Here is a 25,505-nt window from a genome sequence, read left to right on the forward strand (position 1 = left end):
CAAGTAAGTATGAGCAAAGGGTTAGTGAGGTTGCGGATTCGGGAGTTTGCAGAGCAGAACGGCTGGACACTTAAGGAAGTTTCAGATCGATCGGGCGTTGGTTACAGCACCATTAGAAACTACGCCCAATGTCAAGGCATGACAACCGTTAATTTTGCCTATTTGCACAGGTTGGCTCGCACGTTTGACATAATGATTGAGGATTTGGTGGAGATTTTGGAGGAGTAGGGCGATCGCCCTTAAGTATTTTTGGTCAAATTAATCTATGTTTAGAAAAAGACTACGCAATTGCATGAATTGTCAAGCATGGGTTTAGTTAGAATTAAAGTCAGAGAACTAGCTGCCGAAAAAGGCTGGACATTCAAGGAAGTTTCAGAACGTTCTGGGGTGGTGTACAACACTGTCAAGCATTATGCCCGCACTCCAGGGCTGACGACGGTTGACTTTACTTGTCTGCGGAAATTAGCTAGAACTTTTGATGTGATGATTGAGGATTTGGTTGAGGTTTTGGAAGAGTAGGGCGATCCACATTGAGTTTTGGAGACTGGGGCGATCGCTTTTTCCGATGCAATTATTTTAAAACGCAACTGCATTATTTGTCAACCATGGGTTTAGTAAGAGTTAAAGTGCGAGAGCTAGCGGCTGAGAGGGGCTGGACATTTAAGGAGGTAGCTGAGCGTTCTGGTGTGGTCTACAGTACGATTACAACTTATGCTCGTCGTTCAGAGATATCAATGGTTGACTTTACTGCTATCTACAAGTTAGCGCGGGCGTTTGACGTGATGATTGAGGATTTGGTGGAGATTATTGAGGAATAGGTCGATCGACCTTGAGTTTTGGAGACTGGGGGGCGATCGCTTTTTTGGATTTTTTACACTATAGCATGATTAACTGTAGCTTGTCAAACATTATCGCACTTAATCGCGTTGAGGATGGTAACATCAAGGAAAGTTATTAATAGTTGATTATTCTTCGTGGCCAAAACTAATACTGCGATCGCCGTCAGTTCCGTAATTAAGGAAGTCATTCAAAAACAAGCTCAAGCGACCAGACTCACCCAGAAGGAAGTCGTGTATTTGGGAATGCTGGCAATTGATGCACTCGATAAGGAAAGTCGCCAAGAGTTGGCGGACAAAGTGCATCAGATGCAAGTTAATGGCGAGATTTGAACAAAAAGGAAAACTAGGTGAGTCTCCAGAAACCGGGTTTTTACGAAAAGACGCGTTGTAACAGACAGATTAGGAAAAACCCGGTTTCTTCGATCGGAGCGCGTAACTCCGGTATCGAGAATCTCAAATGCTAGAATTCTCTGGAACTACCAACATCCGCGATTCTATTTCTTCCCAGGTTTTTGCTGATATTCTCACTGCTGCTGCTTTGCATTGGATAATGAAATAATTGGCAGATAAATAATCTCTCAGCGCCTCTGCTTCTTCCTCAGATAATTTGACTATTTCTGGATTGAGATGGAGTCCATGACACCAGGTATCTAAAAAGCGATCTAAAAATGCTAAGTGTATTTGTTTAGGTTGGCTAGCATCAGGCAATTGCTTCTGGAGTTCTTCCAGTTTAGTAATAAGTTGAGTCCAGTTAACCTCCTTGAAGATTTGAATTTTTTTCAATTCTTGGGCCAACTCGATGGCGTTGGCGTTGGCGTTGGCGTTGGCGTTGGCGATGGCGCTGAAGGTGGGGAAGAGGAAGGGTAAGGGGATGGGGAAGGCGATGGCGATAGCGTAGGCGTTGGCGATGGCGTTGGCGTTGGCGTTGGCGATGGCGTAGGCGTAGGCGTTGGTGATGACGTTGGCGATGGCGTAGGCGACGGCGTTGGCGATCGCCCCAGCACGTTTACCCACGGGCTTAAAATCACCTTCCGAGTCCTTAGTCACTTCATCAGCCCATTGCAATAGCCCTCGCAACTTCGGCGTGTTAATATACTTTTTAGCCTCTTTTTCCATCAACAGCAGCAAGTCATCAGCCCCATTTTTGGAACGCACCAACCCCGCTACCAACAAAAACACCTCTCGCCAGCGTTCATCAGAAAGATGGCAGGTAACTAACTGCTCAATTAAATTATTATCAGCAATATATTGCGCCGTCAGATATTCCTGAAGCGTCAAATGCGAAAACGAGTAAACATCCTCAGCCCGTTCTACCAAAATCCCCTGTTGAACTGCGATCGCATTCAGCACCGCCTCACCATCTAAATGCTTCGGTACATTCAAATTAGTTGCTAAAAAAGTTTTGATTTCCTCAACCACTTCTCGCTGCGAAAAAAACAGCTTATCCGTCTCAAATCCCGTATAAGCAATCTCCGATAACAAACTCTCCTCTAACTCCGTGCTGAGTCCTTGATAAATTTCATCTCGCAAAATCCGCTTTTCCGCCGCCCATTCTTCCAACAAAATCCGCAAAGCCTTTTTGTAAAGAACGCTGCGATTATTCGGAAAGTTTTGGGAACGATCGTAATTGAGACAGAGGAAAGTTAGCAATAATGGCGTGTGGGCTAACTCCTTAGCTGCTGCATATTCTGGCTTTTGCAATAACTCCCAACATTTTTGAGCCGTTCCCGCTTGTTTGTCCACCTCAGACTGAAACCAGTTACCAATAAATTGCTCAATTTGACTATCGTCAAAGTCTGCAAGTTTGACATCAGTAAAGCGTTGAAAGTTGTTTCGATAAGCGGCAGTGCGACAAGAAACCATGAAGCGACTTTTGTCATAGCGATCGACAAAATTTTGAATTTTACTAATCACCTCATTGGTGTTGACTGTCGGCACTTCATCCAATCCATCCAGCAAGATTAACAGTTTTCCCTGCTCTAATGCCTTAGCGATAAATTGCTCGGAAGACGGAAAGCCACAAATCCTAAATTCTTCAACAATTAATTTTTCTATGTCTATCTGACTAGATATAAAACTTTTAAGTTCGATAAAAACGGGAATACAATTATGTTTAAATCCGCCTTTTTTGCCCTTCAGTGCTTCGAGTCCCGTTTTTCGCAAAAAAGTAGATTTTCCCGCTCCTGGCTGCCCTAATACCATCAAATATTGCTTCTGATTAGCAATTTTTAGCCCTTCTTGCTTCTGACAATCTTGCTGCTGAAAACCTCGCTTATTTGCTTGGCGGTAAGCTTCCTCTAAATTTTGGACTGATTCAAAACTGCGGATTTGTTGCTCATCCAAAAACTGCACAGCAGTATAAACCGATTCTAATGGCACAGCCTCGCGCATTCCCAATGCTTTCAGAATGCCGTGACGATTCGAGTAGCGTTTGCCGTATTCTTTCGATGCAGTGTAAATTAGCTCTTTAGTTTTATCATCTAGCTTTTTGCCCATCAAACCGAGAAATTTGCCACCGGTTTCAAAGACTGACTGGAAAATGGGCAGGGCGATACCGCTAACACAACTTATGGCAAATGGTTCTAATCCTGTCATGGGAATATTATTAAATTTTGTACGATATATCTATCTACAAGTCCTGTTTGCCAGACTCAGCCAACCGCTTCGCATTCTCCCGCCGATGAACATTAATCGGACTGTTGCGAATATCAGCTTCTACGATCGCAATTAGTTCATCTAAACTGAGAGTCAGAGCGTCTAGCCGCAGACAGACACCTCGCAGATTTCTCACAGTCTTTTCAATTATTTCTGGATCGGGGAGTTTCGGTTTTTCACTCATGGCAGGTTAAAATCTCTTTTCGCTTCCCGGATAGTGGCCTCGACGGCATAGCAGAAGAAAACTATCTAAAAATTTGCCATATCTGCTGTGTTGACAACCAAATTACAGCGATCGCTCCCAAGTATAATGTCACAATATCAAAACCTAAAAGGGTTTCCAATTCTTTCACAGTAATGGCTCGGTATATCAAGCTACAACTTGATATAATCGCTGTTGTAGCCAAAGCTAAATTCATAAAGTCTGCCAACTTGAAAACAATAGGTCTACGGCGAACATATAACGAACTGATACCTAAAACTATGGTCACAAATGTTAAACAAGCCCAGCTAGAGACTAAAATTTGGTTCTGACTCATTTAACATCCCTACTATCTTCTGTCCGATCGGACGATCGAGAATTTCTCCCGTACCACAATCCAAGGGCAGCACCAGCTAAAGCACCGGGTACAGCACCAGGTATTCCAACCACCATATTTCCGATTAAAGCACCGCCTGATGCCCCAACAATCATCTGATTTCCAATGGTCTGAATAAGTTTTTGTCTGTTCTCCGTTTTATCATCTGAAATAGTCCCTAATTCTTGACAAATCGCTTTCATTGCTGCTTCAACTTCTGCATCTTCATACTCTGAATCTGCATCTTCATGCTCTGAAATAGTCCCTAATTCTTGACAAATCGCTTTCATTTCGGCTGCAAATTCTGCATCTTCATACATTGCCACTTGTAAATATACAGCAACTTGCTGCAAATCAGATTTTGAACCATGTTCAGCAGCAAATATAGCACTTCCTGCTTTTGGGTTTTCTTTTAACTTATCGGTAATCCTTTGACGCAACCGACTTATCGTAAGGTTTTGGCTTTCGGTGAGTTCACCCACAGCAACTTTAGGATCAGAGGGGAAACCCCATAAGACGAGGTTAATGGCGATTAAATTCAATGATTCCATAAAAAGTTTATAACTTTTAACACAATTTTGTCTACTTCTATTGTACAAAATTCCACAATAAAATTCAAAAAATCCCCCGCCCGAAGGCAGGGGATTTAATTTAATTACCTAGAAACCAGAGTTCAGAGTTATCCGAATTTCCCGGCCGTCGAGGCAATTACAAAGGCTGCGTAAGTGAAGACGTTGCCCACCGTAAAGTGAACTAAGCCAACCAAACGACCTTGTACAATGGACAAAGCAACAGGCTTGTCTTTCCAGCGAACCAAGTTGGCCAAAGGAGTGCGCTCGTGAGCCCAAACCAAGGTTTCGATCAACTCTTGCCAGTAACCTCTCCAAGAGATCAGGAACATGAAACCAGTTGCCCAAACGAGGTGTCCGAATAAGAATATCCAGGCCCAGACAGACAGGTTGTTAGTACCATACGGGTTGTAACCGTTGATCAACTGAGAAGAATACAGCCAGAGGTAATCGCGGAACCAGCCCATCAGGTAGGTAGAAGACTCATTGAACTGAGCCACGTTACCTTGCCAGATGCCTAGGTGCTTCCAGTGCCAGTAGAACGTTACCCAAGCTAGGGTGTTCAGCATCCAGAAGACAGACAGGTACATGGCATCCCAAGCAGAGACATCGCAGGTACCGCCACGGCCGGGGCCGTCGCAAGGGAAAGCATAACCGAAGTCTTTTTTGTCCGGCATCAGCTTAGAACCGCGTGCATCCAGAGCGCCCTTGACCAAGATCAAGGTGGTGGTGTGCAAGCCAAGTGCGATCGCGTGGTGAACCAAGAAATCGCCAGGTCCGATCGCCAAGAACAGAGAATTTGTACTGCTGTTGATTCCTTCCAACCAGCCTGGGAGCCATACGTTGCCGTAGTTGGGCCAAGCAGTCGCCGCAATGCTGTCAGGGTTGGAAAGAAACACGTCCATGCCGTACAGAGCCTTCCCGTGAGCAGCTTGGATGAACTGTGCGAACACTGGTTCAATCAAGATTTGCTTTTCAGGAGTTCCGAAAGCGACTACAACGTCGTTGTGAACGTACAAGCCGAGGGTGTGGAAGCCCAAGAACAGCGACACCCAGCTCAAGTGAGAGATAATCGCTTCTTTGTGCTGCAACACGCGATCGAGCACGTTGCCTTTATTAGCTTCAGGATCGTAGTCCCGCACCAAGAAGATAGCTCCGTGGGCGAAAGCACCGACCATGATGAAACCAGCAATGTATTGGTGGTGCGTGTACAACGCAGCCATTGTCGTATGATCCTGCGCCATGAAAGCGTAGGGAGGCATCGCGTACATATGCTGTGCAACCAGGGAGGTAATCACGCCTAAAGCAGCGAGGTGCCAACCTAATTGGAAGTGCAGAGAGTTGTTGTAGGTCTCATAAATGCCTTGGTGAGGCATATTGAAAGGGCCTTCAACTTTCTTACCAAAGAAGTCTTTGGCATCGCACATTTCTTTGATGCTGTGACCGATACCGAAGTTAGTCCGGTACATATGACCGGCAACGATAAACAGAACTGCGATCGCCAAGTGGTGGTGAGCAATGTCTGTGAGCCACAGGGATTCTGTTTGAGGGTGGAAGCCACCCAAGAAAGTCAGAATTGCAGTTCCCGCGCCTTGCGAGGTACCGAACACGTGGCCCGCTGCATCTGGGTTCTCGGCGTAAACGCCCCAGTTACCAGTGAAGAACGGAGCCAAACCAGCCGGGTGAGGCGGGGTAGACAGGAAGTTGTCCCAACCTACGTGCTGTCCGCGAGATTCGGGGATAGCAACGTGAACCATGTGACCAGTCCAGGCCAAAGAGCTGACACCGAACAAACCAGCCAAGTGGTGGTTGAGGCGAGATTCAGCATTTTTGAACCAAGACAAGCTCGGGCGGTACTTCGGCTGGAGGTGCAACCAACCTGCGAACAGCATGACAGAAGCCAACAGTAGCAAGAAGATAGCTCCTTGATACAAGTCGCCATTTGTCCGAACCCCTTGGGTGTACCACCAGTGGTAAACACCAGAGTAGGAAATGTCCACTGGGTTAGAAGCGCCCGCTTGAGTGAAAGCTTCTACTGCTGGAGCACCGAATTGAGGGTCCCAAATCGCGTGAGCGATCGGGCGGACGTTTAGAGGGTCTTTAATCCACTGTTCAAAGTTACCTTGCCATGCTACGTGGAACAGGCTGCCCGAAGTCCACAAGAAAATGATTGCTAGGTGGCCGAAGTGAGAAGCAAAAATCTTTTGGTAAAGATTTTCTTCGGTCATGCCATCGTGGCTTTCAAAGTCGTGCGCTGTGGCAATCCCGTACCAGATCCGCCGTGTGGTCGGGTCTTGGGCAAGGTCTTGGCTAAATTTTGGAAATTTCGTTGCCATAAGCCTTGATTAATCCTGAATCCTGAACGTTGAAGAGGTTCGGTTCCGAGGTTTGGATTCTGGGTTTGAGATTGCTCCCAAATCCTGAATCCAAAACCTAAAGGTAGTTTACCCTACCGAGATGATTCGCGCTAGGAAAAATGCCCACGTAGTGACAATTCCTCCCAGGAGGTAGTGAGCTACACCCACTGCCCGACCTTGAGTAATGCTCAGAGCGCGAGGCTGAATCGAAGGAGCTACCTTGAGCTTGTTGTGAGCCCAAACAATGGACTCAATCAGTTCTTGCCAGTAGCCGCGGCCGCTGAACAGGAACATCAAGCTGAAGGCGAACACGAAGTGTCCAGCTAGGAACATCAGACCGTAGGCCGACAGTGCCGAACCGTAGGACTGAATTACCTGAGAAGCTTGAGCCCACAAGAAGTCCCGCAGCCAGCCGTTAATCGTGATCGCACTTTGTGCGAAATTGCCGCCGGTGATGTGAGAAATTGTGCCGTCTGGCGATACTGTTCCCCACACGTCCGACTGCATTTTCCAGCTAAAGTGGAAAATCACGATCGAGATGCAGTTGTACATCCAGAACAAGCCGAGGAACACGTGATCCCAACCAGAAACTTGGCAGGTACCGCCACGGCCTGGGCCGTCGCAAGGGAACCGGAAGCCTAAGCTGCCTTTGTCAGGAACCAAGCGAGAACTGCGTGCGAACAACACGCCTTTCAAAAGAATCAGAACTGTAACGTGAATGGTGAAAGCGTGGATGTGGTGGATCATGAAATCCGCCGTACCCAACTCGATCGGCATCATCGCTATTTTGCCACCGACTGCTACTGCACCGCCGCCAAAAGCGTGGCTGACGATTTCCATAGCATTAGGCGCTGTGTTACCTGGTGCCAAAGCGTGGATATTTTGTACCCATTGGGCAAATATCGGACGCAATTGGATGCCCGTATCTGAGAACAAATCTTGAGGACGGCCGAAAGCCCGCATTGTATCGTTGTGAACGTACAAACCGAAGCTGTGGAAGCCCAAGAATATGCAAACCCAGTTAAGGTGAGAGATGATTGCATCTCTATGGCGGAGTACGCGGTCGAGCAAGTTATTAACGTGCTGAGCCGGATTGTAATCCCGCACCATGAAAATTGCTGCGTGAGCTGCTGCTCCAACAATCAGGAATCCGCCGATCCACATGTGGTGGGTGAACAGGGATAGCTGAGTCGGGTAGTCAGTCGCGATGTACGGATACGGAGGCATCGCGTACATGTGGTGAGCCACGATGATGCTGATAGAGCCCATCCAGGCCAAGTTCCACGACAGTTGAGCGTGCCAAGACTGCGTGAAGATTTCGTACATCCCCTTGTGGCCTTCGCCAGTGAAGGGGCCTTTGTGAGCTTCCAGAACTTCTTTGAAGCTGTGGCCAATGCCCCAGTTCGTGCGATAGAAGTGTCCGGCGACGATGAACAGCACTGCCAAAGCTAAGTGGTGGTGCGCTGTATCGGTCAGCCACAGACCTCCCGTGGTGGGGTTCAGACCGCCTTTGAAGGTCAGGAAGTCTGTGTATGCGCCCCAGTTGAGGGTGAAGAAGGGCGTTAGACCTTTAGCGAAGCTTGGGTAGATGTCTGCCATCAAGCTCGGTGAGAAAAGCCACTCGTGTGGCAGCGGGATATCGGCAACTGTTTTGATCAGTTTGCCGCCGACTGTCAACGGTGCGCCTGCATCAATCGCGTCCATGCAAGCGTTAATCGGCAGAGCTACGTGAATTTGCTGACCTGCGAAGCCCAAGCAACCGCAGCCTAGCAAACCTGCCAAGTGGTGGTTCATCATCGATTCCACGTTCTGGAACCATTCCAGTTTCGGAGCGCGGACGTGATAGTGGAACCAACCGGCAAACAGCATCAGAGCTGCCATTACCAATGCGCCGATCGCAGTGCAATATAGCTGGTATGAGTTAGTGATGCCGTTGGCGCGCCACAGTTGGAACAAACCAGAGGTGATCTGAATCCCGTGAAAGCCGCCGCCTACATCTGCATTTAAAATTTCTTGACCAAAAATCGGCCAAACCACTTGAGCGCTGGGCTTGATGGCTGTAGGATTTGTCAGCCAAGCTTCGTAGTTGGAGAATTTAGCGCCGTGGAAATATGCGCCGCTCAACCATACGAAAATTACTGCCAAGTGGCCGAAGTGAGCGCTAAAGATTTTGCGCGAAACGTCTTCTAAATCACTTGTATGACTGTCGAAGTCGTGAGCGTTAGCGTGGAGGTTCCAAATCCAAGTGGTGGTTTTTGGCCCCTTAGCTAGAGTGCGATCGAAATGACCTGGTTTTGACCACTTCTCGAAGGAAGTTGGAACCGGATCTTTATCGACTACTACTCTAACTTTTACCTCTCGCTCTGGAGGACTAATGGTCATGAAGACTCTCCTCTCGATAAGACAAGGAACGAGAACTGAATACTGTATCTGACACTCCCCGGGCTTTTGGTACGGGGATTCTCGGTTCACCGAAACAGCTTGCACTTCACTCTTTGCAGAGTTACACGCAGGTGGATCGTCTCCCCAAGCATTTTGCTTCTTTGTAAAGAAGCCAGTTCCCCAGTGTCGCTAACAATGTCCCTGGGTACTGCCAACTCTTCTCGCCAGAGCTGCCGATCGCCTCCTGGATTCAGGTTTGATACGGCTGCTTCTTTTGAGGGAGTTTTATGAATTATAAGCCTGCTAGAGAAGTATTAATCGCTTGTTAACAATACTTAAAAAAGCCTCAATTCTTGATGCAATCACCCCCCTTTAATTTCCACAGCCCCTCAAAAAAGTCAAGGGGTATTGCCATTAAGTTTACAAAACTCAAAGATAAGGCAATTGAGAAATACTCATTTATAGAGAGATGTTTAAGAAAACGGCTGGGGCAGTTATTAGTGGGATCGGATTGGTTGCCCACACAGCCTGAATCCGGGGCACAGGGGGCCCTGAATTGCCGATCGGCAATTCGGCAATACTAAATTCAGTTTTGGGCTATAGTTCCCTATGAGAAGGCTTCTAGGAGTATAGTTGCGTGATTGGCATCAATTGGCAGAGAACGGTTGCAGGCAGGTTGCTGGCCTTGTTTGCAGCAGCAGTATTGATTTTGGGTGTAGCAAGTTGTGGTGCGGGCGATCCCTCCACGCCCAAATCAGGAAACAAGAGCGGCTCAGCTACCGCCGAGGTAAACAGAATCTCAGAGGCTTCTCCCCCAGAAGCCATTCAACAACTGCGTCAGGCTCTAGAAATTTACCAGCCTCAAATAAGTATTTTGAATCCAAAACCTGACGAAGTGCTTCAGGATATAAATGTGTCTGTTAAGTTCCAAGTCAAGGACTTCCCCATTTTCAAAGAAGCAAACTTGGGTTTGGGGCCCCACCTGCAAGTTTTATTAGACAACCAACCTTATGCAGCAGTTTACGACATCAACCAAACTTTAACGCTCTCCAACTTAGAACCCGGAACCCATACCCTGCGGGTGTTCGCAGCTCGACCTTGGGAAGAAAGCTTTAAAAACGAAGGTGCTTTGGCCCAAACCACCTTTCACGTTTTTACCAAAACACAGGACAACAATCCCGATCGCACATTGCCCCTATTAACGTACAACAGCCCGCAAGGCAGTTACGGGGTAGAACCCATCCTGCTCGATTTTTACTTGACAAATGCGCCTTTGCACCAAGTGGCTCAAGCAAATTCCCAAGATGACATACTCGATTGGAAAATTCGAGCCACAGTGAACGGGGAAAGTTTCGCGATCGACCAGTTGCAACCTATATATCTTAAAGGATTCAAACCCGGGAAAAACTGGGTGCAGCTAGAGTTAATCGACGAACAGGGAAATACCGTCAAAAACGCCTTTAATAATACAGTCAGACTGATAGATTACCAACCCCAGGGGCAAGATACTCTTTCTAAATTAGTGCGCGGAGAACTAACAGTAGCAGATGCTCGCGGTATAGTCGATCGCACCTACCAAGTACCCAAGCCCACACCAACCCCAACCCCAACACCCGAACCGACACCGACACCTGCATTAGAAAAAACACCAGTAGCCGAACCCTCACCAGCGGTTCCAGAAACCCCAGCTACCGAGCCGAGCTTAGAGCCAAAAGTTGCTCCCGTTCAAACAATAGAACCGACACCAACAGCAACCCCCCAACTCGAAGCACCAAAACTTGTAGAACCACTTCAAGTCATAGAACCGACACCGACACCGACAGCAACCCCACAGCTAGAAACCCCCAAAGTTGTGGAACCAGTTCAAGTCATAGAACCCAAACCCATAGCAACTCCACAGTTAGAAACCCCCAAAGTTGTTGTACCCGTTAAAATAATAGAGCCGAAACCAACACCATCTCCCCAAACACAGAAACAGGAATACAAAGGATACTACAATCGGTTTCGCAACTTTTTGAATCAAGTTACCGAACCTGCCAATCCTTCAGTACCCCCAACCCTGCCAGAAATAACAGACAAAGCTCCTGTACCTAAAGCAGTCACTCCTGCGATACCAGAGGCATCTCCCAATTTGGTAGCACCAGCGCCCTCGGTTGGCGTTCCCCAAAGCGCAGAATTAACAGTTCCAGAAACAACAGTTTCAGAACCAGAAAACACACCTAAGTTAGAACAAGAACCAGTTCCCGAAACAACAGTTTCAGAACCAGAAAACACACCTAAGTTAGAACAAGAACCAGTTCCCGAAACAACAGTTTCAGAACCAGAAAACACACCTAAGTTAGAACAAAAAGTCGAACTTGAAACCTGACCAATTTTTGTGAATTCATCTGCGTACCCTTCGGGAAGGCTTCGCCTACATCAGCGTAAATCTGCCTACATCTGCGATCGAAAAAAATCAGTAAAATCGAAAATGACCTATCTCGAAACAGCAGCCAAATTTTATAGCGACGTTGCCAAAACCCCCCAAATCGGGCTGTGCTGCGTCCAAAGCAGTCCCTTGCAACTGCCAGGATTAAAAATTCCCGAACAAATGCAAGAAATGAACTACGGCTGCGGCACAACCGTTCACGCCGCCGAACTTGTCGGAAATCCAGTCGTGCTTTATGTCGGCGTCGGCGGCGGGTTGGAAGCACTGCAATTTGCTTATTTTTCTAGGCACAATGGCTCGGTTATTGCCGTCGATCCGGTTCCAGCCATGCGAGAAGCGGCTGCACGCAACTTGCAAATTGCAGCCCACGAAAATGATTGGTTTGATGCTAGTTTTGTCGAAATTTGTGAAGGCGATGCTTTTGCGTTGCCGGTACCGGATGCTTCTGTCGATGTTGTCGCACAAAATTGCTTGTTTAATATCTTTGAACCTGCGGATTTAGCCAAGGCATTAAAAGAGACTTATCGGGTTTTGAAGCCAGGGGGCAGATTGTTGATGAGCGATCCGATCGCAACTCGCACAATTCCCCAGCATTTGAAGGAGGACGAACGCTTGCGCGCCTTGTGTTTGTCGGGGGCTCTGACCTACGCAGAATACGTTCAACACCTTGTAGACGTGGGCTTTGGGCAAGTAGAAGTTCGAGCGCGCCGTCCTTACCGGCTGCTCGACAAACACAATTACAAATTGGATGCGGATCTGCTGTTAGAAAGCCTCGATACAGTTTCCTTTAAAGTGGACATTCCCCCGGATGGCGCTTGCATTTTCACTGGCAAGACGGCGATTTATGCGGGGTCTGAGGAGCTCTTTGATGACGGGGCAGGTCACGTTTTGCAGCGGGGAGTTCCGGCGGCGGTGTGCGATAAAACGGCTGGGAATTTGGGGGGATTGATGCCGGATAAGGTGTTGATTACTGATTCGACTTGGCACTATAACGGCGGCGGTTGCTGTTAAATTTATTTCGGAATGGGGAGGTAGCGTTCACCGCAGAGATATAGCGGTTCTCAAAAAAGTGAGGTATGCCCACGGAGGCCACGGAGGCCGCGGAACCCACGGAGGGCTATCCCCATGAGTACCTCATCTTTTTGAGAAAGGCTATAGCTGCCTCTTTCAACTCTTTATGGTGTATGGGTTATTTGGGAAAATAATTGCAGGGAAAAGCAAGCATAAAATTTAGGAGAAGCAAGAGACGCCAATCGCTGAAGTTGGTTGACAAGCGATTCCTAATACTATAGTATTCGAGCATGACATATAAGACTATTGACTTATTTTCTGGTGCGGGTGGCTTGACTACAGGATTTCATCTGGCTGGTTTTGAATCTTTATGTGCGATCGAGGTGGATGCGAAAGCCCTAGCCACCTATAAGCACAATTACCCAAACACCAAAATTGTTCATCAGGATATACGCGAGCTCAATCCTTTGGATTTGCGATTGTGTTTGGGTTTGCAGAGGGAGGAACTAACAGCGTTGATAGGCGGCCCCCCATGCCAAGGATTTTCAAGAAATATTCCTGCTGACTATCGCTACCTCAGCGACTCTCGCAATCAGTTATATCGGACATTTTTAGAATTCGTACAGGAATTTAGACCCCTTTACGTTGTTATGGAGAACGTACCTGAAATCTTGAAAGCTTATGGTGGTGTAGTTAAGAATGAAATTATACAGCAACTTGAGTCGCAAGGTTATAAAGTCACTTATCGATCGCTAAACTCCGCGCATTATGGAGTACCGCAGACGAGATCGAGAGCTTTTTTCCTGGCTAGTTTAGATAAACCGCTTCAATTCCCTGAAGCTACACACGCTGGTGAGATTAGAAGTGATTATAGATCTGCGAAATCTTGCTACCAACTTAGTCTCCTAACATCAAACATTTCTTCAGTCGTCACAGTTAGAGATGCGATTGGAGATTTGCCGTCATTGAACGCAGGAGAGGAATATAATGCTGAAGTTTATCCTTTTCCAGCCCAAACTGCGTACCAAGCAATGATACGTAATGGAAGTACGAAACTTTTCAATCACGTTGCTCGTGCTTTGAGTCCCATTCAAATGTCAAGAGTGCGTCTTCTGAGAGAAGGGCAAGATGCTAGAGATTTGCCACCTGAATTAGCTCCTAAAAAGCACTATAGCGGTGCCTATGGAAGGCTTTACTGGGATAAGCCAGCAAGAACTATCACAAGATGGGTTTTCCATCCAGGATCGGGCAGGTTTTTTCATCCAACCCAAAATCGGACAATTACAATCCGTGAAGCTGCAAGATTGCATTCTTACCCAGATAACTTTCACTTTCTGGGAACGTACACTGATATGGCTTCTCAAATAGGAGAATCAGTACCCCCACTTCTAGGTAAAGCAATAGCTGCATCTATTCTCCAAGTTCACTGTCAAAAGACTGTGTACTGAGTTGATCTTGCAAAGCAGAGAGTATAGTCTGCACATATCGATCAATTGTGAGACGAGTTCGCTCAACCTTGATGCGAACGGCTTCTGGAGGAATGGTTCTAGCTTTGAAAAGTTGCTTTTGATTTTTGTACCAAACTAACTCTGGCTTACCTGCAATACTGCCTTGTAGTCCTGCCCCTGATTTTCCAGTATTTCTATCAACTGTCCAAGCCCAAGAAAAAGTATTTGGGTCAAGTACACTAAGAGAGAATTCACAGTAGACATATTCATACCCTCTAATGGTTTTCAAAAGTATGGCTTCATAGCTATTCGTAATGTTCTGTGCTGCCTGACTTGATATAATTTTCTCGTTCCAATGCTGAACAATAGCCGCTCCTAGTTCAGCAGGTGAGGATTTTTCAGTCAGACCAGGAAAACCAAGTTGGGCGGCTTTTTTGATAACATCTGCTCTCTGAATGACAAACCAAAATGTATTGACAACCGTAAGACTATTCAGTTGAAGAGATTTGAGTGACCAACCAGTTGCAGTGGTGGTGTCAACAGCATCATAGAGGAGTTTGCTACGTCCTAATGCTGGATCTGATAAAGGAATATCCTTGACATAATGAAAAATTGCTTCCCAAGTATAATCCTCTATCGATCCGATAACTGGAGATGCAATGGTAGCAATAATGGCTTCCCTCAATCTTTCAATCTCGTTTTCCGTCAGCACTCAATAGTTCCTCTACAACTCGTAAAAACTCACCCATTGTTATGTCCAAAGCATTTGTAATGTGACTTAGAACTCTAACAGATGGACTTTTCAGTCCTCGCTCAAGCTGGCTGATATAAGTTCTGTGCAGACCTGTGACTTCTGCTAGATATTCTTGTGACCAACGTTTCTCTATTCGACGACGCTGTATTTCTAATCCTAATATTTGGTCGAGTTTGCTAGGCTGCATAAATAGAGATAGTAAGGTTTTGAATACCAAAGTTCTACAGACTAAAGTATTCAAGCCGACAAGCCGATCGCCCCTCTCGCCCCCATCTGGTGAAACAGGCATCTTGGCTGTGGCCAAAAACCCAGCTTTAACCAGCTTTTCCCCCATATGGCGAAACTTCCCGCTAAATTAAAGGAGTGTAAAAATTACTCAGGCCCTACCAAGGAGATATCCATGCCTCGCGTCAGAGCACCAGAATTCCCCGTAAAGTACCCCTGGCTGAACACCGAAAAACCTTTATCCATTGAATCCTTAAAAGGGCGCGTCGTCATTCTCGACTTCTGGACGTACTGCTGCATCAACTGTCTGCACGTCCTCCCAGACTTAAAATACCTGGAACAAAAATATAAAGATTCCCTGACGGTGATCGGCGTTCACTCGGCTAAATTTGAAAACGAAAAAGATGTAGAAAATATCCGCCAAGCTATCCTCCGCTACGATATCGAACATCCCGTAATCGTAGACAGCGGCATGAAAGTTTGGCAAAGCTACGCCGTTCGCGCTTGGCCGACTTTAATGGTGATCGATCCAGAAAGTTATGTCGTCGGCTTTGTTTCTGGCGAAGGCAATAGAGAAGCACTCGATCAGTTAGTTGGCAAGTTAATTGCTGAATACAAAGATAAAAATGCGATCGACTTTAGGGAACTTCGCTTTAGTTTAGAAAAACAACGCAAACCTGTATCAACTCCCCTGGCTTTTCCTGGTAAAGTGCTGGCATTTGCGATCGCGCCAACGGAGGCAAAACAGCTTCACCAACATGAGGCGCTGTTGGGCGAAATGACTGAGGACAATGAATCTGTAGATGAAACTGTACTGCCGGGGCCTGCTAATTCAGTTATACAAAACTTGGTCGGTTCTTGCTTGTTTGTTGCCGATTCGGGACACAATCGAATTGTTGTCAGCACTACTGAAGGTGAGGTGCTGCACGTCATTGGTACTGGGAAACCGGGTTTGACTGATGGCAACTTTGAAGAAGCTGAGTTTTTTGCCCCTCAAGGTATGGCTTTTGATGCAGAAACTCAAATTCTCTATGTTGCTGATACGGAAAATCACGCTATCAGAACGATCGACTTTACGACTCAACGGGTGGAAACTGTTGCTGGTACTGGCGAACAAAGTCACGAAATTGCACCTCGCAGCGGCAAGGCTTTAGAGACGCCATTGAATTCGCCTTGGGATTTAGAAAGAGTTGGCGATCGACTTTTTATCGCCATGGCGGGTTCGCACCAAATTTGGGAGATGCAGTTAGATACTGGTACGATCGCCACTTATGCGGGTATTGGTCGAGAATCCTGTGTTGACGGTAGTCTGGCGGAATCTGCTTTTTCTCAGCCCAGCGGCCTGTCTACGGATCGATCGGAGTTGTTTGTGGCTGACAGCGAAATTAGTTCGATCCGCGCCGTCGGTATCGATGAAGACCCGAAGGTACGCACTGTCTGCGGTAGCGGTGAATTGTTTGGTTTTGGGGATAAAGATGGTCGCGGTGAGGAGGTGAGGTTGCAGCACTGTTTGGGTGTTGAATACACTCAAAATTACCTCTGGGTTGCTGATACTTACAATCACAAAATTAAGCGAATCGACCACCGGGGCGGTACTTGCATGACGATGATTGGAGATGGTACGGCGGGTTTGGTAGATGCTAAAGGTCTGAAGGCTCGATTTTTTGAACCTTCAGGGTTGAGCGCGATCGGGTCTCATTTGTTTGTTGCTGATACGAACAATCACGTGATTCGGCGAGTTGAGTTGGATACTTTGGAGGTCACAACTTTGGATTTTCTGAGTTTGTGTGCGCCGGATGTTTGTCTCCCTGATTGATCCGAAATGTTGATAATAGACCTCTTGCAAAAAAAATCACGAGTTACAATTAAAGGTTTTGAGTTTTAGACCCCAGAGCTAACTCATAATTGTCAAGTGCCGATCTAACCTGCAATCTGCTCCACTTAAGCCAAACCCTTCATTATAGCATAAAATTATTTTGCAAGAGGTCTAATTATTTCAACAACTCAGAAACAGTTTTAAATTGATAACCTTTTGACTGCAAAGACTTGACAATTATCTCAGTTGCTAATACGGTTTTCGAGCGATCGCCCCCGCCATCGTGCATCACCACAATCGAACCCGATCGCACATTGTTAATCACCTGATTTGCGATATCGTCAGCCGTGTGTGTTTTCTCATAATCTTGAGAATCCACATCCCACATAATCAATTTTTTGTGCATTTGGGAAACCAAATAAGACAAACCTACAAATCTCCGCCCCCAAGGCGGGCGAAAAGTAATACTCTCTTGCTTAACGCCCAATTCCTGTAAAAGTTTGTCCGTTTTTTCAATCTCAGACAGCAAATATTCCCGGGGTTTAAACATCATATCTTTGTGTGAGTAGGAATGGTTTGCCAACTCATCGCCCCTCGCCACAATCATTTTCACAATTTCTGGATGTTTCTCAATATTGCGGCCGATTTCAAAAAAAGTTGCTTTAACTCGATAGCGGTCTAAGATATCTAAAAGTTGATTTGTATAGGGAGGATAGGGGCCGTCGTCGTAGGTAAGCGCCACCACTTTCTCTTGAGTGTCGGCGCGGTTGATGCCAAAATAATTGTGGAATTTAGTAACGTTAATCAGTAGCGATGCTGCAAAAAACAATGCTATTGTGAACAGCAGAAACTTTTGTAAATTTTTACCGATCCGCATAGCTGGATGAAAGCTCGATCGAGCATGAAAGTGGATTGATGTCAGATTACCACAATTTATGGCTGATGCCATAAGATCGATCGCCCTCCTCAACTCTGCAAAAAATAAGTACGTAGCTGCGCTTGGGCGATCTTTATATATCAAAGAGCGCCCAAGCGCAACAACGTACCTTTATTTAATGTGACAGTTGCGTCTTGGACTGCATAAGATCGGCATTGTCAACTCTGCAAAAAAATGCCGGCAATAGTGCCGACATATACCTGTTGTTGAGGTTCAACGCTAGAAGATGGAAGAGAATACGGGTCAAAAGTACGATCGCGCTTTTGAAGAGATTTGAAGAGAGATCCGCCTAGGCGGCAGCGCGATCGCAAATTCCCGCATTTCAAGCTATACCCTCCACCAATAAAGTAATCTTGTCAATTCCTACCACATAAACCAGTTCCCCGGGTTTAAAAGTTATGCCTTTATCGCACTTAGCGGGCCACCAACTACATTGAAAGCGGACGCGGCCACATTCACCCGGTCGAATTTCTTCTGCAACGATTGCTTCTTCAAAATAGTCAAAAAACATGATTGCTGCTCCTAAAAATGGGTTGGAATTGTTTTGAATGCGAACAGTTTCTGAGGTGTTCACCAATTAATTAAGCATTCATCAATCCCCAAATCCGCAAATCTCCCAATCTCAAATCGAAAATCGAAAATGGTATGACTCCCCACAGACAGATGCTTTGCAATTACCCTTCCACAATCAGAGTCACATTGTCAATGGCGATGACTCGAACCGCTTCTCCGGGTTTAAAAGTAATTTCTTGGTTAGATGTTGCAGGCCACCAACTGCTTTGGAAGCGGACGCGACCAGATTCTCCCGGACGAATTTCTTCTTCGACGATCGCTTTTTGCTCTGGATCGATATCTTGTGGTGCTAGATGAGTATGGGTTGTTTCTGTATCGCCGACAGCGGGTTTTTCGTCACCGGCAGCCGTCTCTTCTGCTACTTCAGTGCTGGACTTTTCCGCACCGGAGACGGCTGATTTTGCTTGATTAACACTGCCCACTTTTTCCTCATCAGCGAAGGCTAAGATTCCTTCTTCTTCAATAAAGCTTGCTTCTTCGACATAGTTAGTAGACATGGCGGATGGCTCCTGAAGATAGGTTGTGTTTGACTTTTGGATGCAAAAAGCTCGCGCTTTTTCAGTTCGATTAAATGGTCAGATTTCTTATCCCAACAATTGCAAGCGGGAACTTAAATTCTGCCTTCTACAAACCGATACAAATCCTCAACTTGAGTCTGGCAGATCCTGATTTTAGACTGACTTTCAAGCTCTCAGATTTAATGAGAGTGTAAATCTAAAATCTAAAATATAAAATCTAAAATCGACTGACTGCTCCCCACCTCAGAGTTTTCCCGAACTAAGCTTCAACTACTAGAGTAATGTTGTCAAGTCTCAGAACTCGAACCACTGCACCGGGTTTCAAAGTTATTTGTAGATCGTCGCACTTCGCCGGCCACCAACTGCTCTGGAAGCGCACGCGACCGCATTGGTCGGGTCGAATTTCTTCTTCTACGATCGCTCTTTCCAAATCGCTGACAGTCATATTTTTGGCTCCCAATTTCAAATTCTTTGTAACCTTCAAAGGCGATAAACTTATAACCAGACTCGGTAAATCCTTAATTTCCAACTACGCTTCAACTATCAGAGTCATGTTCTCAAGTGCCAGGACACGAACCACTTCACCGGGTTTCAAAGTTACGTCTCGATCGCACTTCGCAGGCCACCAAGTGCTTTGAAAACGGACGCGACCGGATTGACCTGGACGGATTTCTTCTTCTACGACCGCTTTTTTCAAATGGTTGAGACTCATAACTTTAGGACTCCTGAGTGCAGATTCGTCGGATTCTTGAGAGGTAAAAACTTGTAGGACTCGATTCGTTGGCTCGATCGATAGCTAGGCTGCCACAATCAGAGTAATGTTGTCAATTCCGATGACGCGAACCACGTCACCTGGTTGAAAAGTCATCTCTTGCTCGCATTTTGCAGGCCACCAACTGTTTTGGAAGCGCACGCGGCCGGACTCTTGAGGGCGAATTGCTTCATCGACGATCGCTTTTTCGGAATTGTCAAAAGTCATGATTGCTGGCTCCTGATTATAAGTTTGGCTGAATTTTGAGATGCGAAAAACTGATTGCTCGACTCGTTACCAATTTCCAGGTAGAGGTCGCCCTCTTGCGGTCAACTGTCAACTGTTAACTGTGAACTGTCAAAGCTAGGCTGTGACAATCAGGGTAATGTTGTCAATTCCCACAACTCGAACCACATCGCCGGGGTGAAAAGTTATGTCTCGATCGCATTTTGCAGGCCACCAAGTGCTTTGAAAGCGCACCCGGCCGGGCTCTTGAGGGCGGATTTCTTCATCGACGATCGCCTTTTCATCAGTGTTAATAGACATAGCTGCTGGCTCCTGAATGTATGTTCGACTTGATTGGTGCGGATGTCAGAAGCTTGTCGGTCAACTTCCCCTCCACACTCAACAGTCTGGCAGGTCAACCTCGGCTGTGTCAGTCGGCAAAAGTCCTTATAAGTCGGCTGTTTGAGCGTGTAAGCGAGTCGGAAAAAGTCTGTTAGAGTTGTTTCATATAGGTAAGTAACGCTAAACCTGGTGACTCAATGGAAGCGGATCAAGCACTGGATTTTACTAACTCGTTACTTGTGGCTCGAAACCTGAAAACTCTTGACAACCTTGACAGCGCGATCTTTCGCGAAGCATGGATGGGGGTGCAAGGCAGGACGTACCAACAGGTTGCAGAGAGTGAAGGATATGGAGTAGGGACTGTTAAGGATGCTGCTTCTAATTTGTGGAAGCGCCTTTCAGCTTTGTTTGGAGAAGGCGAAAAAGTTAAAAGAGATAACCTGCAAGCGGTAATAGATCGATATTGGCGCAGCACTTTACTAGAACCCCAGTCGGGACAAATTGTTCCGCCGCGATCGTCTCTGGGGCTAGATTCGGAGTTGGAAATCGAAAATCCCAACTTTTTGGGTAGGTCTCAGGCGATCGAGGATCTGAATACTTTGGTCGCCCAAGGCGCTAAAGTGATTGTGATCCAAAGTGCCGGCGGTATGGGCAAAACGACTTTAGCCAGACAGTACCTGAAATCTCAAGGGTTCGATCGCGTCATTGAACTGCTGATGGCAAAAGAGACAGAAAACCTCACAGCCTTAGAGAGTGCGATCGAAGAATGGTTAAAGCAAGACTTCCAAGAAGAACCAGGGCCAGACTTTGGTGTCACCCTCGGGCGGCTGAAGCGGCAACTTCAGACTCTCAAAGTCGGCGTCTTGATTGACAACTTGGAAGCCGCCCTCGACGGACAAGGCAAGTTTATTGAACCGCACCGGCTGTACGTCGAACTGTTGCGAGTTTTGGCTGACGCGGCGGTGCAGTCGGTAACGCTGATTACCAGTCGCGATCGACTTTGCGATTCTGACGTAACTGTCGAACACTACCTGCTTCCGGGATTGGATGTGGAAACTTGGCAGCAGTATTTTAGCGATCGCAACATCAAAATAGATCCTGTCGCCCTCGGGGAAATGCACAAAGTTTACGGCGGTAATGCCAAAGCCATGGGCATTCTTTGGGGGACAATCCGAGAAGATTTTGACGGAGATATGGCAGCCTACTGGCTGGAAAACAGCGACGATCCGCTGGTGGAAACCGACTTAAAAAATTTAGTTACCAGTCAATTCAACCGCCTGCAAGAACTCGATCCTGAAGCCTATCAACTGCTTTGCCGCTTGGGCTGCTACCGCTATCAAGACGTGCCGACAGTCCCTAGTGACGGACTTTTGTGCTTGCTTTGGGACGTGCCCGAAGCTGGACGCAGACAAATCATTAAATCGCTGTTGCACCGATCGCTAGTCGAGTCCCAAAAAGGCGAATACTGGGTGCATCCAGCAATTCGGGAAGAAGCAGTCGATCGGCTTTCGCCGGCAGACTGGGACACCGCCAACCGCAAAGCAGCCGAGTTTTGGACGGATAGCGTCGAGATTATTGAAACAGTAGAAGATGCGCTGAAAGCTTTTGAAGCTTACTATCATTACGTGGCAATTAGCTGTTTCGAGCAGGCCGCTAGCGTCATCCTCAAAAAAATCAATATCCAGTTTGCCAAAGACTACAAGCTCGGACGAGCGCTCTATAAACTAGGTTTCTTGCAGCCAATAATTTCAGCAACTACTCGCATCGTCAACAATGTGACTTCTGACTATTATTTGAGCGGTCTTTACAGTATTTTAGGCGTTTCCTACAGAATATTGGGCGACATCAATCAAGCCATAGAATGTCACCAAATATCCGAAAGAAAAGCAACTAAATGTCTGCAAAATATAGCAAAAAATAGCGAACCGGAAAACGGCCAAAAAGCTAATCTAGAATTTTGGAAACTTAACGCTGCAATCAATATAGGGTTTTGCAAAATAGAAATGCTGGAATTAGAACCAGCTTTGGAGATATTTGCCAAGATGAAAAATTCGCGGGAGGAAATCGGGATTATCGGGATTAACAGTTATTCGATCGAGGTCGGGTTAGCTTTTCTCAACTCCTGTGTGGGAGTCAAAAAAGCTGCCAAGGAACTCGCCGACAAACTATATGCCGATCGCGAAGAGAGTCAGTTAGTGGGTACGGGATACAAGTTAGTGTTTCTAGCCAGCACTTACAAAAACCTCGGAGATCCAGAAAAAGCTTTGAGCTTGTACAGTCAGGCGATCGCCCAGGCAGACGAAAACCAGTACAGCACCGTCAAAGCCAAAGCTCTTAGCGGTATAGCTGCCCTGTACCGAGAACGAGGAGAATTTGACCAAGCCATGCAGCACCATGCAGAAGCAATAGAAATACTCGATCTGCCCAGCGCTAAATTAGACCGAGCCGAAGCTTGCTATCAACTCGCACTGACAGAACAAAAACTCGGTAACATCGACAAAGCCCAGGAAAATTTCGATCGCGCCATTCAACTTTTCAGCGAAATGGACGCCAGCAAACAAGTAGAAAAAGTACAGTTTGCAGCCACCAAAAATCCCGAAAAAATAGCTAATTAACTGAGAAACAAAGGAAAAAAGATACAATAAAGTAAAGCACAACAATAAATTTTCTAGACATGAAACTAAAACGATTGGGACACGTAGCCGTCTGCGTGCAAGACATAGAGAAAGCTGCTGAGTTCTACTGTAAATTGGGAATGGAGTTAGTTTGGAAAGATGCAGACTGGGCTTATTTGAAAGCAGGAGATGATGGACTGGCGCTGTTGAGTCCGACTTACGACCAAGCAGGGCCGCATTTTGGGTTTGTATTTGACGATCGCACCGAAATGGAATCCGCCTACGAACAACTCAAAACTGAAGGTGTTTCCGTCACCCACATTCACGAACACCGCGACGGTACAGCGTCTTTTTACGGCAGAGACCCCGACGGTAACGGTTTTGAGTACCTTTACGAACCTGCCTGAGGTCAATTAGTCAACTTCTGGACGTATTAGAGTCAGAGAAATCAGGTTTTTTATCTAATTTGTGACCATAACCAAGGATTTTAGTAAAAAACCTCGATTTATGACTGCTGGTACGTCCAGGAATATCAAATTTTGTCGATCGTCCGAGGTATGCCAATACCAGCCAATCTGTGTGCTCATTAATGCAGGAGTAATTGTACGGTGTGTCGCTACAAACAAGCCCTGGCTAGCGATCGACAATTTACCAGCGACGCACCCGATCGCAATGGTTTTATAAACAAGCACAACTATTATCTAACAATCTTTTGTGAAAATGGTATAAATTGCGGACAGCAACCGACTTTTCGCCACTAATACACGAAATGTCAACCCTCAATTATACTGAACAACCCGGTTTCTGGGTACAGGAGTGCGTAAGCCATAGAATGATGCCCGCAGACACTGTGAACCAGTACGAGACTGCCCGGAACCTCCGTACAACTGGCAGAATAAAGTAACATATTGACACCAATGCTTCTAAAGTGCGGTGCAGGCTCAGAATCCAAAATATACCCACAACTTCCGAAAATCGGCTCGATAATCTAAAATCTAAAATCTAAAATCTAAAATCCTCATGTTTCAAAGAATACAAGTCAGAAACCGCTGGACATCGATCTTCAAACCGTGGGAAGAAGCAGATCCTTGGCTGTTTGCCGCTTGCATCAGCCTCACCATTTTCGGCGGAATCATGATCCGCAGCGTCGAAATCAACCAGGGATCGATCGACTGGTGGCGGCACTGGGCAACTGGCGGAGTCGGTTTGTTCCTCGCCATCATCATTTCCCGCTGTCGCTACCAAATACTGATGGACTGGAAATGGCAGATTTACGTAATTATTAATTTGTCGCTGATCGCAGTGCGGTTTATTGGTACTACAGGGCTCGGTGCCCAGCGGTGGATCAATATCGGCGGCTTCTACCTGCAACCCTCAGAATTTGCCAAAATAGGGATGATTATCACCTTAGCGGCTCTCCTCCACGACAAGACTGTCCCTACAGTGCGCGATATGTTGAGAATGCTGGCGATTATGGCCCTGCCCTGGGGATTGATCTTTGCCGAACCAAATTTAGGTACTTCGCTGGTGTTTGGCGCGATCACAATGGGGATGTTTTACTGGGGTAATGTTAATCCCGGTTGGCTGATATTGCTGTTCTCTCCTCTATTCTCAGTTCTCCTCAATAACGTGTCCACACCGATTTGGATAGCCTGGGTAGTCGTTGCGGGTATTATCGCTTGGCGAAGCCTACCTTGGCCTTGGCTGGGGACTTTCGGTGCTGTGCTAGTGAATGTGGTGTCGGGACACGTCGGACACGTATTTTGGGGCGTGCTGAAGGATTATCAAAAAATGCGCCTGACAGGGTTTTTGAACCCCGAGAAAGACCCTTTAGGTAGTGGATATCACTTGATTCAATCTCGGATTGCGATCGGGGCTGGGGAACTCAAAGGCAGAGGTTTGTTTCACGGAACCCAAACTCAGCTTAACTTTATTCCCGAACAGCATACGGACTTTATCTTTTCAGCGATCGGCGAAGAATTGGGCTTTATTGGCTGCATTGCAGTGCTGTTGGTGTTCTGGATCATTTGTTTCCGCTTGGTGACGATCGCACAAACTGCAAACGACAATTTTGGTTCCTTGCTGGCGATCGGCGTACTGTCAATGTTAATTTTTCAGGTGTTCGTAAATATTGGGATGAACATCGGCTTAGCGCCGGTTACGGGGATTCCGCTACCTTTCCTGAGTTACGGGAATGCGTCGCTGCTGAGTAATTTTCTCGGACTGGGATTAGTGGAGTCGGTGGCGAACCAGCGACAGCGCAAGAAGCGTTGGAATTAGCGAGTTATATTTTTTGAGGACTGAAGTCCCCACTACAAACGGAATAATAGGTTTGTAGTGAGGACTTCAGTCCTGATATTTTTTGAGGACTGAAGTCCCCACTACAAACGGAATAATAGGTTTGTAGTGAGGACTTCAGTCCTGATATTTTTTGAGGACTGAAGTCCCCACTACAAACGGAATAATAGGTTTGTAGTGAGGA

The 25,505-nt window shown here is 46.5% G+C and carries 26 protein-coding genes; 11 read left to right on the top strand and 15 right to left on the bottom strand.

Annotation, left to right across the window (positions count from 1 at the left end; all coding sequences use genetic code 11):
* Positions 1-9 precede the first annotated feature (9 nt).
* The 4 genes from QZ918_RS14660 (at position 10) to QZ918_RS14675 (ending at position 1,169) form a co-directional block, all read left to right on the top strand.
* A complete protein-coding gene (locus tag QZ918_RS14660) occupies positions 10-228 on the top strand; it encodes a helix-turn-helix domain-containing protein (protein ID WP_293336186.1) in 219 nt (72 codons plus the stop codon).
* Positions 229-306: 78 nt separating this feature from the next.
* The gene (locus QZ918_RS14665; RefSeq protein WP_293336188.1) at positions 307-519 is read left to right on the top strand and encodes a helix-turn-helix domain-containing protein; all 213 of its coding nucleotides are present in this window, start codon (positions 307-309) and stop codon (positions 517-519) included.
* 86 nt (positions 520-605) lie between these two features.
* Positions 606-818, top strand: a complete 213-nt coding sequence (locus tag QZ918_RS14670; protein WP_293336306.1) for a helix-turn-helix domain-containing protein — start codon at positions 606-608, stop codon at positions 816-818.
* A gap of 156 nt (positions 819-974) precedes the next feature.
* Positions 975-1,169 carry a hypothetical protein gene (locus QZ918_RS14675; RefSeq protein ID WP_236506337.1) on the top strand — a complete coding sequence of 65 codons (195 nt, stop codon included), beginning with the start codon at positions 975-977 and terminating at the stop codon, positions 1,167-1,169.
* A 123-nt stretch (positions 1,170-1,292) separates the two neighbouring features.
* Here the strand turns inward: QZ918_RS14675 and QZ918_RS14680 are convergent, their stop codons facing one another.
* The 5 genes from QZ918_RS14680 to psaA form a co-directional block, all read right to left on the bottom strand.
* On the bottom strand, positions 1,293-3,434 hold the full coding sequence (locus QZ918_RS14680; RefSeq protein WP_293336190.1) for an NACHT domain-containing protein: 2,142 nt from the start codon (positions 3,432-3,434) through the stop codon (positions 1,293-1,295).
* Positions 3,435-3,468: 34 nt separating this feature from the next.
* Positions 3,469-3,678, bottom strand: coding sequence for a hypothetical protein (locus tag QZ918_RS14685; protein WP_293336192.1), 210 nt, complete (start codon positions 3,676-3,678; stop codon positions 3,469-3,471).
* 351 nt (positions 3,679-4,029) lie between these two features.
* Complete coding sequence (locus tag QZ918_RS14690) at positions 4,030-4,623, bottom strand: DUF6861 domain-containing protein (RefSeq protein WP_293336194.1); 594 nt, start codon at positions 4,621-4,623, stop codon at positions 4,030-4,032.
* A 128-nt stretch (positions 4,624-4,751) separates the two neighbouring features.
* Complete coding sequence (gene psaB / locus QZ918_RS14695) at positions 4,752-6,977, bottom strand: photosystem I core protein PsaB (RefSeq protein WP_293336196.1); 2,226 nt, start codon at positions 6,975-6,977, stop codon at positions 4,752-4,754.
* A 108-nt stretch (positions 6,978-7,085) separates the two neighbouring features.
* The gene (gene psaA, locus QZ918_RS14700; RefSeq protein WP_293144803.1) at positions 7,086-9,380 is read right to left on the bottom strand and encodes a photosystem I core protein PsaA; all 2,295 of its coding nucleotides are present in this window, start codon (positions 9,378-9,380) and stop codon (positions 7,086-7,088) included.
* 637 nt (positions 9,381-10,017) lie between these two features.
* Between psaA and QZ918_RS14705 the strand changes: the two genes are divergently transcribed.
* From QZ918_RS14705 to QZ918_RS14715, 3 genes are all read left to right on the top strand, one after another.
* Positions 10,018-11,748 carry a hypothetical protein gene (locus QZ918_RS14705; protein ID WP_293336198.1) on the top strand — a complete coding sequence of 577 codons (1,731 nt, stop codon included), beginning with the start codon at positions 10,018-10,020 and terminating at the stop codon, positions 11,746-11,748.
* Positions 11,749-11,850: 102 nt separating this feature from the next.
* Positions 11,851-12,819: an arsenosugar biosynthesis arsenite methyltransferase ArsM gene (gene arsM, locus QZ918_RS14710; protein ID WP_293336200.1), complete on the top strand. Its 969-nt coding sequence runs from the start codon at positions 11,851-11,853 to the stop codon at positions 12,817-12,819.
* 290 nt (positions 12,820-13,109) lie between these two features.
* Positions 13,110-14,267: a DNA cytosine methyltransferase gene (locus QZ918_RS14715; RefSeq protein WP_293336202.1), complete on the top strand. Its 1,158-nt coding sequence runs from the start codon at positions 13,110-13,112 to the stop codon at positions 14,265-14,267.
* Here the strand turns inward: QZ918_RS14715 and QZ918_RS14720 are convergent.
* A complete protein-coding gene (locus QZ918_RS14720) occupies positions 14,230-14,979 on the bottom strand; it encodes a hypothetical protein (RefSeq protein ID WP_293144788.1) in 750 nt (249 codons plus the stop codon). The genes QZ918_RS14715 and QZ918_RS14720 overlap by 38 nt on opposite strands.
* On the bottom strand, positions 14,957-15,355 hold the full coding sequence (locus QZ918_RS14725; RefSeq protein WP_293336204.1) for a helix-turn-helix domain-containing protein: 399 nt from the start codon (positions 15,353-15,355) through the stop codon (positions 14,957-14,959). Before QZ918_RS14725 ends, QZ918_RS14720 begins: the two co-directional genes overlap by 23 nt.
* Before the next feature lie 66 nt (positions 15,356-15,421).
* Between QZ918_RS14725 and QZ918_RS14730 the strand changes: the two genes are divergently transcribed.
* Positions 15,422-17,062, top strand: coding sequence for a thioredoxin-like domain-containing protein (locus tag QZ918_RS14730; protein WP_293336206.1), 1,641 nt, complete (start codon positions 15,422-15,424; stop codon positions 17,060-17,062).
* A gap of 175 nt (positions 17,063-17,237) precedes the next feature.
* Here QZ918_RS14730 and QZ918_RS14735 read toward each other — a convergent pair whose 3' ends face one another.
* From QZ918_RS14735 to QZ918_RS14765, 7 genes are all read right to left on the bottom strand, one after another.
* The gene (locus QZ918_RS14735; RefSeq protein ID WP_293336208.1) at positions 17,238-18,011 is read right to left on the bottom strand and encodes a polysaccharide deacetylase family protein; all 774 of its coding nucleotides are present in this window, start codon (positions 18,009-18,011) and stop codon (positions 17,238-17,240) included.
* A 310-nt stretch (positions 18,012-18,321) separates the two neighbouring features.
* The gene (locus QZ918_RS14740) at positions 18,322-18,510 is read right to left on the bottom strand and encodes an NfeD family protein (protein ID WP_293176837.1); all 189 of its coding nucleotides are present in this window, start codon (positions 18,508-18,510) and stop codon (positions 18,322-18,324) included.
* Between the two features lie 163 nt (positions 18,511-18,673).
* Positions 18,674-19,069, bottom strand: a complete 396-nt coding sequence (locus QZ918_RS14745; RefSeq protein ID WP_293336210.1) for an NfeD family protein — start codon at positions 19,067-19,069, stop codon at positions 18,674-18,676.
* Between the two features lie 280 nt (positions 19,070-19,349).
* Positions 19,350-19,535: an NfeD family protein gene (locus QZ918_RS14750; protein WP_293336212.1), complete on the bottom strand. Its 186-nt coding sequence runs from the start codon at positions 19,533-19,535 to the stop codon at positions 19,350-19,352.
* Between the two features lie 84 nt (positions 19,536-19,619).
* Entirely contained in the window at positions 19,620-19,802 is a 183-nt protein-coding gene (locus QZ918_RS14755) for an NfeD family protein (RefSeq protein WP_293144770.1), read from the bottom strand.
* Positions 19,803-19,886: 84 nt separating this feature from the next.
* Positions 19,887-20,069, bottom strand: a complete 183-nt coding sequence (locus QZ918_RS14760) for an NfeD family protein (protein ID WP_293144766.1) — start codon at positions 20,067-20,069, stop codon at positions 19,887-19,889.
* Between the two features lie 135 nt (positions 20,070-20,204).
* The gene (locus tag QZ918_RS14765) at positions 20,205-20,387 is read right to left on the bottom strand and encodes an NfeD family protein (RefSeq protein WP_293336214.1); all 183 of its coding nucleotides are present in this window, start codon (positions 20,385-20,387) and stop codon (positions 20,205-20,207) included.
* A 218-nt stretch (positions 20,388-20,605) separates the two neighbouring features.
* On the opposite strand from QZ918_RS14765, the gene QZ918_RS14770 reads away from it, so the two are divergent.
* A complete protein-coding gene (locus QZ918_RS14770) occupies positions 20,606-23,023 on the top strand; it encodes a tetratricopeptide repeat protein (RefSeq protein ID WP_293336216.1) in 2,418 nt (805 codons plus the stop codon).
* 59 nt (positions 23,024-23,082) lie between these two features.
* The gene (locus tag QZ918_RS14775; RefSeq protein ID WP_293336218.1) at positions 23,083-23,430 is read left to right on the top strand and encodes a VOC family protein; all 348 of its coding nucleotides are present in this window, start codon (positions 23,083-23,085) and stop codon (positions 23,428-23,430) included.
* A 54-nt stretch (positions 23,431-23,484) separates the two neighbouring features.
* Here the strand turns inward: QZ918_RS14775 and QZ918_RS14780 are convergent, their stop codons facing one another.
* Positions 23,485-23,715: a hypothetical protein gene (locus QZ918_RS14780; protein ID WP_293336220.1), complete on the bottom strand. Its 231-nt coding sequence runs from the start codon at positions 23,713-23,715 to the stop codon at positions 23,485-23,487.
* A gap of 328 nt (positions 23,716-24,043) precedes the next feature.
* Between QZ918_RS14780 and rodA the strand changes: the two genes are divergently transcribed.
* Positions 24,044-25,303: a rod shape-determining protein RodA gene (rodA, locus tag QZ918_RS14785; RefSeq protein WP_293336250.1), complete on the top strand. Its 1,260-nt coding sequence runs from the start codon at positions 24,044-24,046 to the stop codon at positions 25,301-25,303.
* The last annotated feature ends 202 nt before the right edge of the window (positions 25,304-25,505 follow it).

The organism is Microcoleus sp. CAWBG58 (assembly GCF_020883045.1).
Classification (GTDB): domain Bacteria; phylum Cyanobacteriota; class Cyanobacteriia; order Cyanobacteriales; family Microcoleaceae; genus Microcoleus.

What these genes read in the sequence shown, in the direction of transcription:
- QZ918_RS14760 (WP_293144766.1), bottom strand. Translation starts at nt 20,069, where the DNA reads ATGACTTTTGACAATTCCGAAAAAGCGATCGTCGATGAAGCAATTCGC.
- QZ918_RS14680 (WP_293336190.1), bottom strand. Translation starts at nt 3,434, where the DNA reads ATGACAGGATTAGAACCATTTGCCATAAGTTGTGTTAGCGGTATCGCC.
- QZ918_RS14740 (WP_293176837.1), bottom strand. Translation starts at nt 18,510, where the DNA reads ATGTTTTTTGACTATTTTGAAGAAGCAATCGTTGCAGAAGAAATTCGA.
- QZ918_RS14750 (WP_293336212.1), bottom strand. Translation starts at nt 19,535, where the DNA reads ATGACTGTCAGCGATTTGGAAAGAGCGATCGTAGAAGAAGAAATTCGA.
- QZ918_RS14755 (WP_293144770.1), bottom strand. Translation starts at nt 19,802, where the DNA reads ATGAGTCTCAACCATTTGAAAAAAGCGGTCGTAGAAGAAGAAATCCGT.
- QZ918_RS14715 (WP_293336202.1), top strand. Translation starts at nt 13,110, where the DNA reads ATGACATATAAGACTATTGACTTATTTTCTGGTGCGGGTGGCTTGACT.
- QZ918_RS14665 (WP_293336188.1), top strand. Translation starts at nt 307, where the DNA reads ATGGGTTTAGTTAGAATTAAAGTCAGAGAACTAGCTGCCGAAAAAGGC.
- QZ918_RS14735 (WP_293336208.1), bottom strand. Translation starts at nt 18,011, where the DNA reads ATGGCATCAGCCATAAATTGTGGTAATCTGACATCAATCCACTTTCAT.
- QZ918_RS14690 (WP_293336194.1), bottom strand. Translation starts at nt 4,623, where the DNA reads ATGGAATCATTGAATTTAATCGCCATTAACCTCGTCTTATGGGGTTTC.
- QZ918_RS14745 (WP_293336210.1), bottom strand. Translation starts at nt 19,069, where the DNA reads ATGTCTACTAACTATGTCGAAGAAGCAAGCTTTATTGAAGAAGAAGGA.
- arsM (WP_293336200.1), top strand. Translation starts at nt 11,851, where the DNA reads ATGACCTATCTCGAAACAGCAGCCAAATTTTATAGCGACGTTGCCAAA.
- QZ918_RS14730 (WP_293336206.1), top strand. Translation starts at nt 15,422, where the DNA reads ATGCCTCGCGTCAGAGCACCAGAATTCCCCGTAAAGTACCCCTGGCTG.
- QZ918_RS14775 (WP_293336218.1), top strand. Translation starts at nt 23,083, where the DNA reads ATGAAACTAAAACGATTGGGACACGTAGCCGTCTGCGTGCAAGACATA.
- psaA (WP_293144803.1), bottom strand. Translation starts at nt 9,380, where the DNA reads ATGACCATTAGTCCTCCAGAGCGAGAGGTAAAAGTTAGAGTAGTAGTC.
- QZ918_RS14670 (WP_293336306.1), top strand. Translation starts at nt 606, where the DNA reads ATGGGTTTAGTAAGAGTTAAAGTGCGAGAGCTAGCGGCTGAGAGGGGC.
- QZ918_RS14660 (WP_293336186.1), top strand. Translation starts at nt 10, where the DNA reads ATGAGCAAAGGGTTAGTGAGGTTGCGGATTCGGGAGTTTGCAGAGCAG.
- QZ918_RS14685 (WP_293336192.1), bottom strand. Translation starts at nt 3,678, where the DNA reads ATGAGTGAAAAACCGAAACTCCCCGATCCAGAAATAATTGAAAAGACT.
- QZ918_RS14765 (WP_293336214.1), bottom strand. Translation starts at nt 20,387, where the DNA reads ATGTCTATTAACACTGATGAAAAGGCGATCGTCGATGAAGAAATCCGC.
- QZ918_RS14770 (WP_293336216.1), top strand. Translation starts at nt 20,606, where the DNA reads ATGGAAGCGGATCAAGCACTGGATTTTACTAACTCGTTACTTGTGGCT.
- psaB (WP_293336196.1), bottom strand. Translation starts at nt 6,977, where the DNA reads ATGGCAACGAAATTTCCAAAATTTAGCCAAGACCTTGCCCAAGACCCG.
- QZ918_RS14725 (WP_293336204.1), bottom strand. Translation starts at nt 15,355, where the DNA reads ATGGGGGAAAAGCTGGTTAAAGCTGGGTTTTTGGCCACAGCCAAGATG.
- rodA (WP_293336250.1), top strand. Translation starts at nt 24,044, where the DNA reads ATGTTTCAAAGAATACAAGTCAGAAACCGCTGGACATCGATCTTCAAA.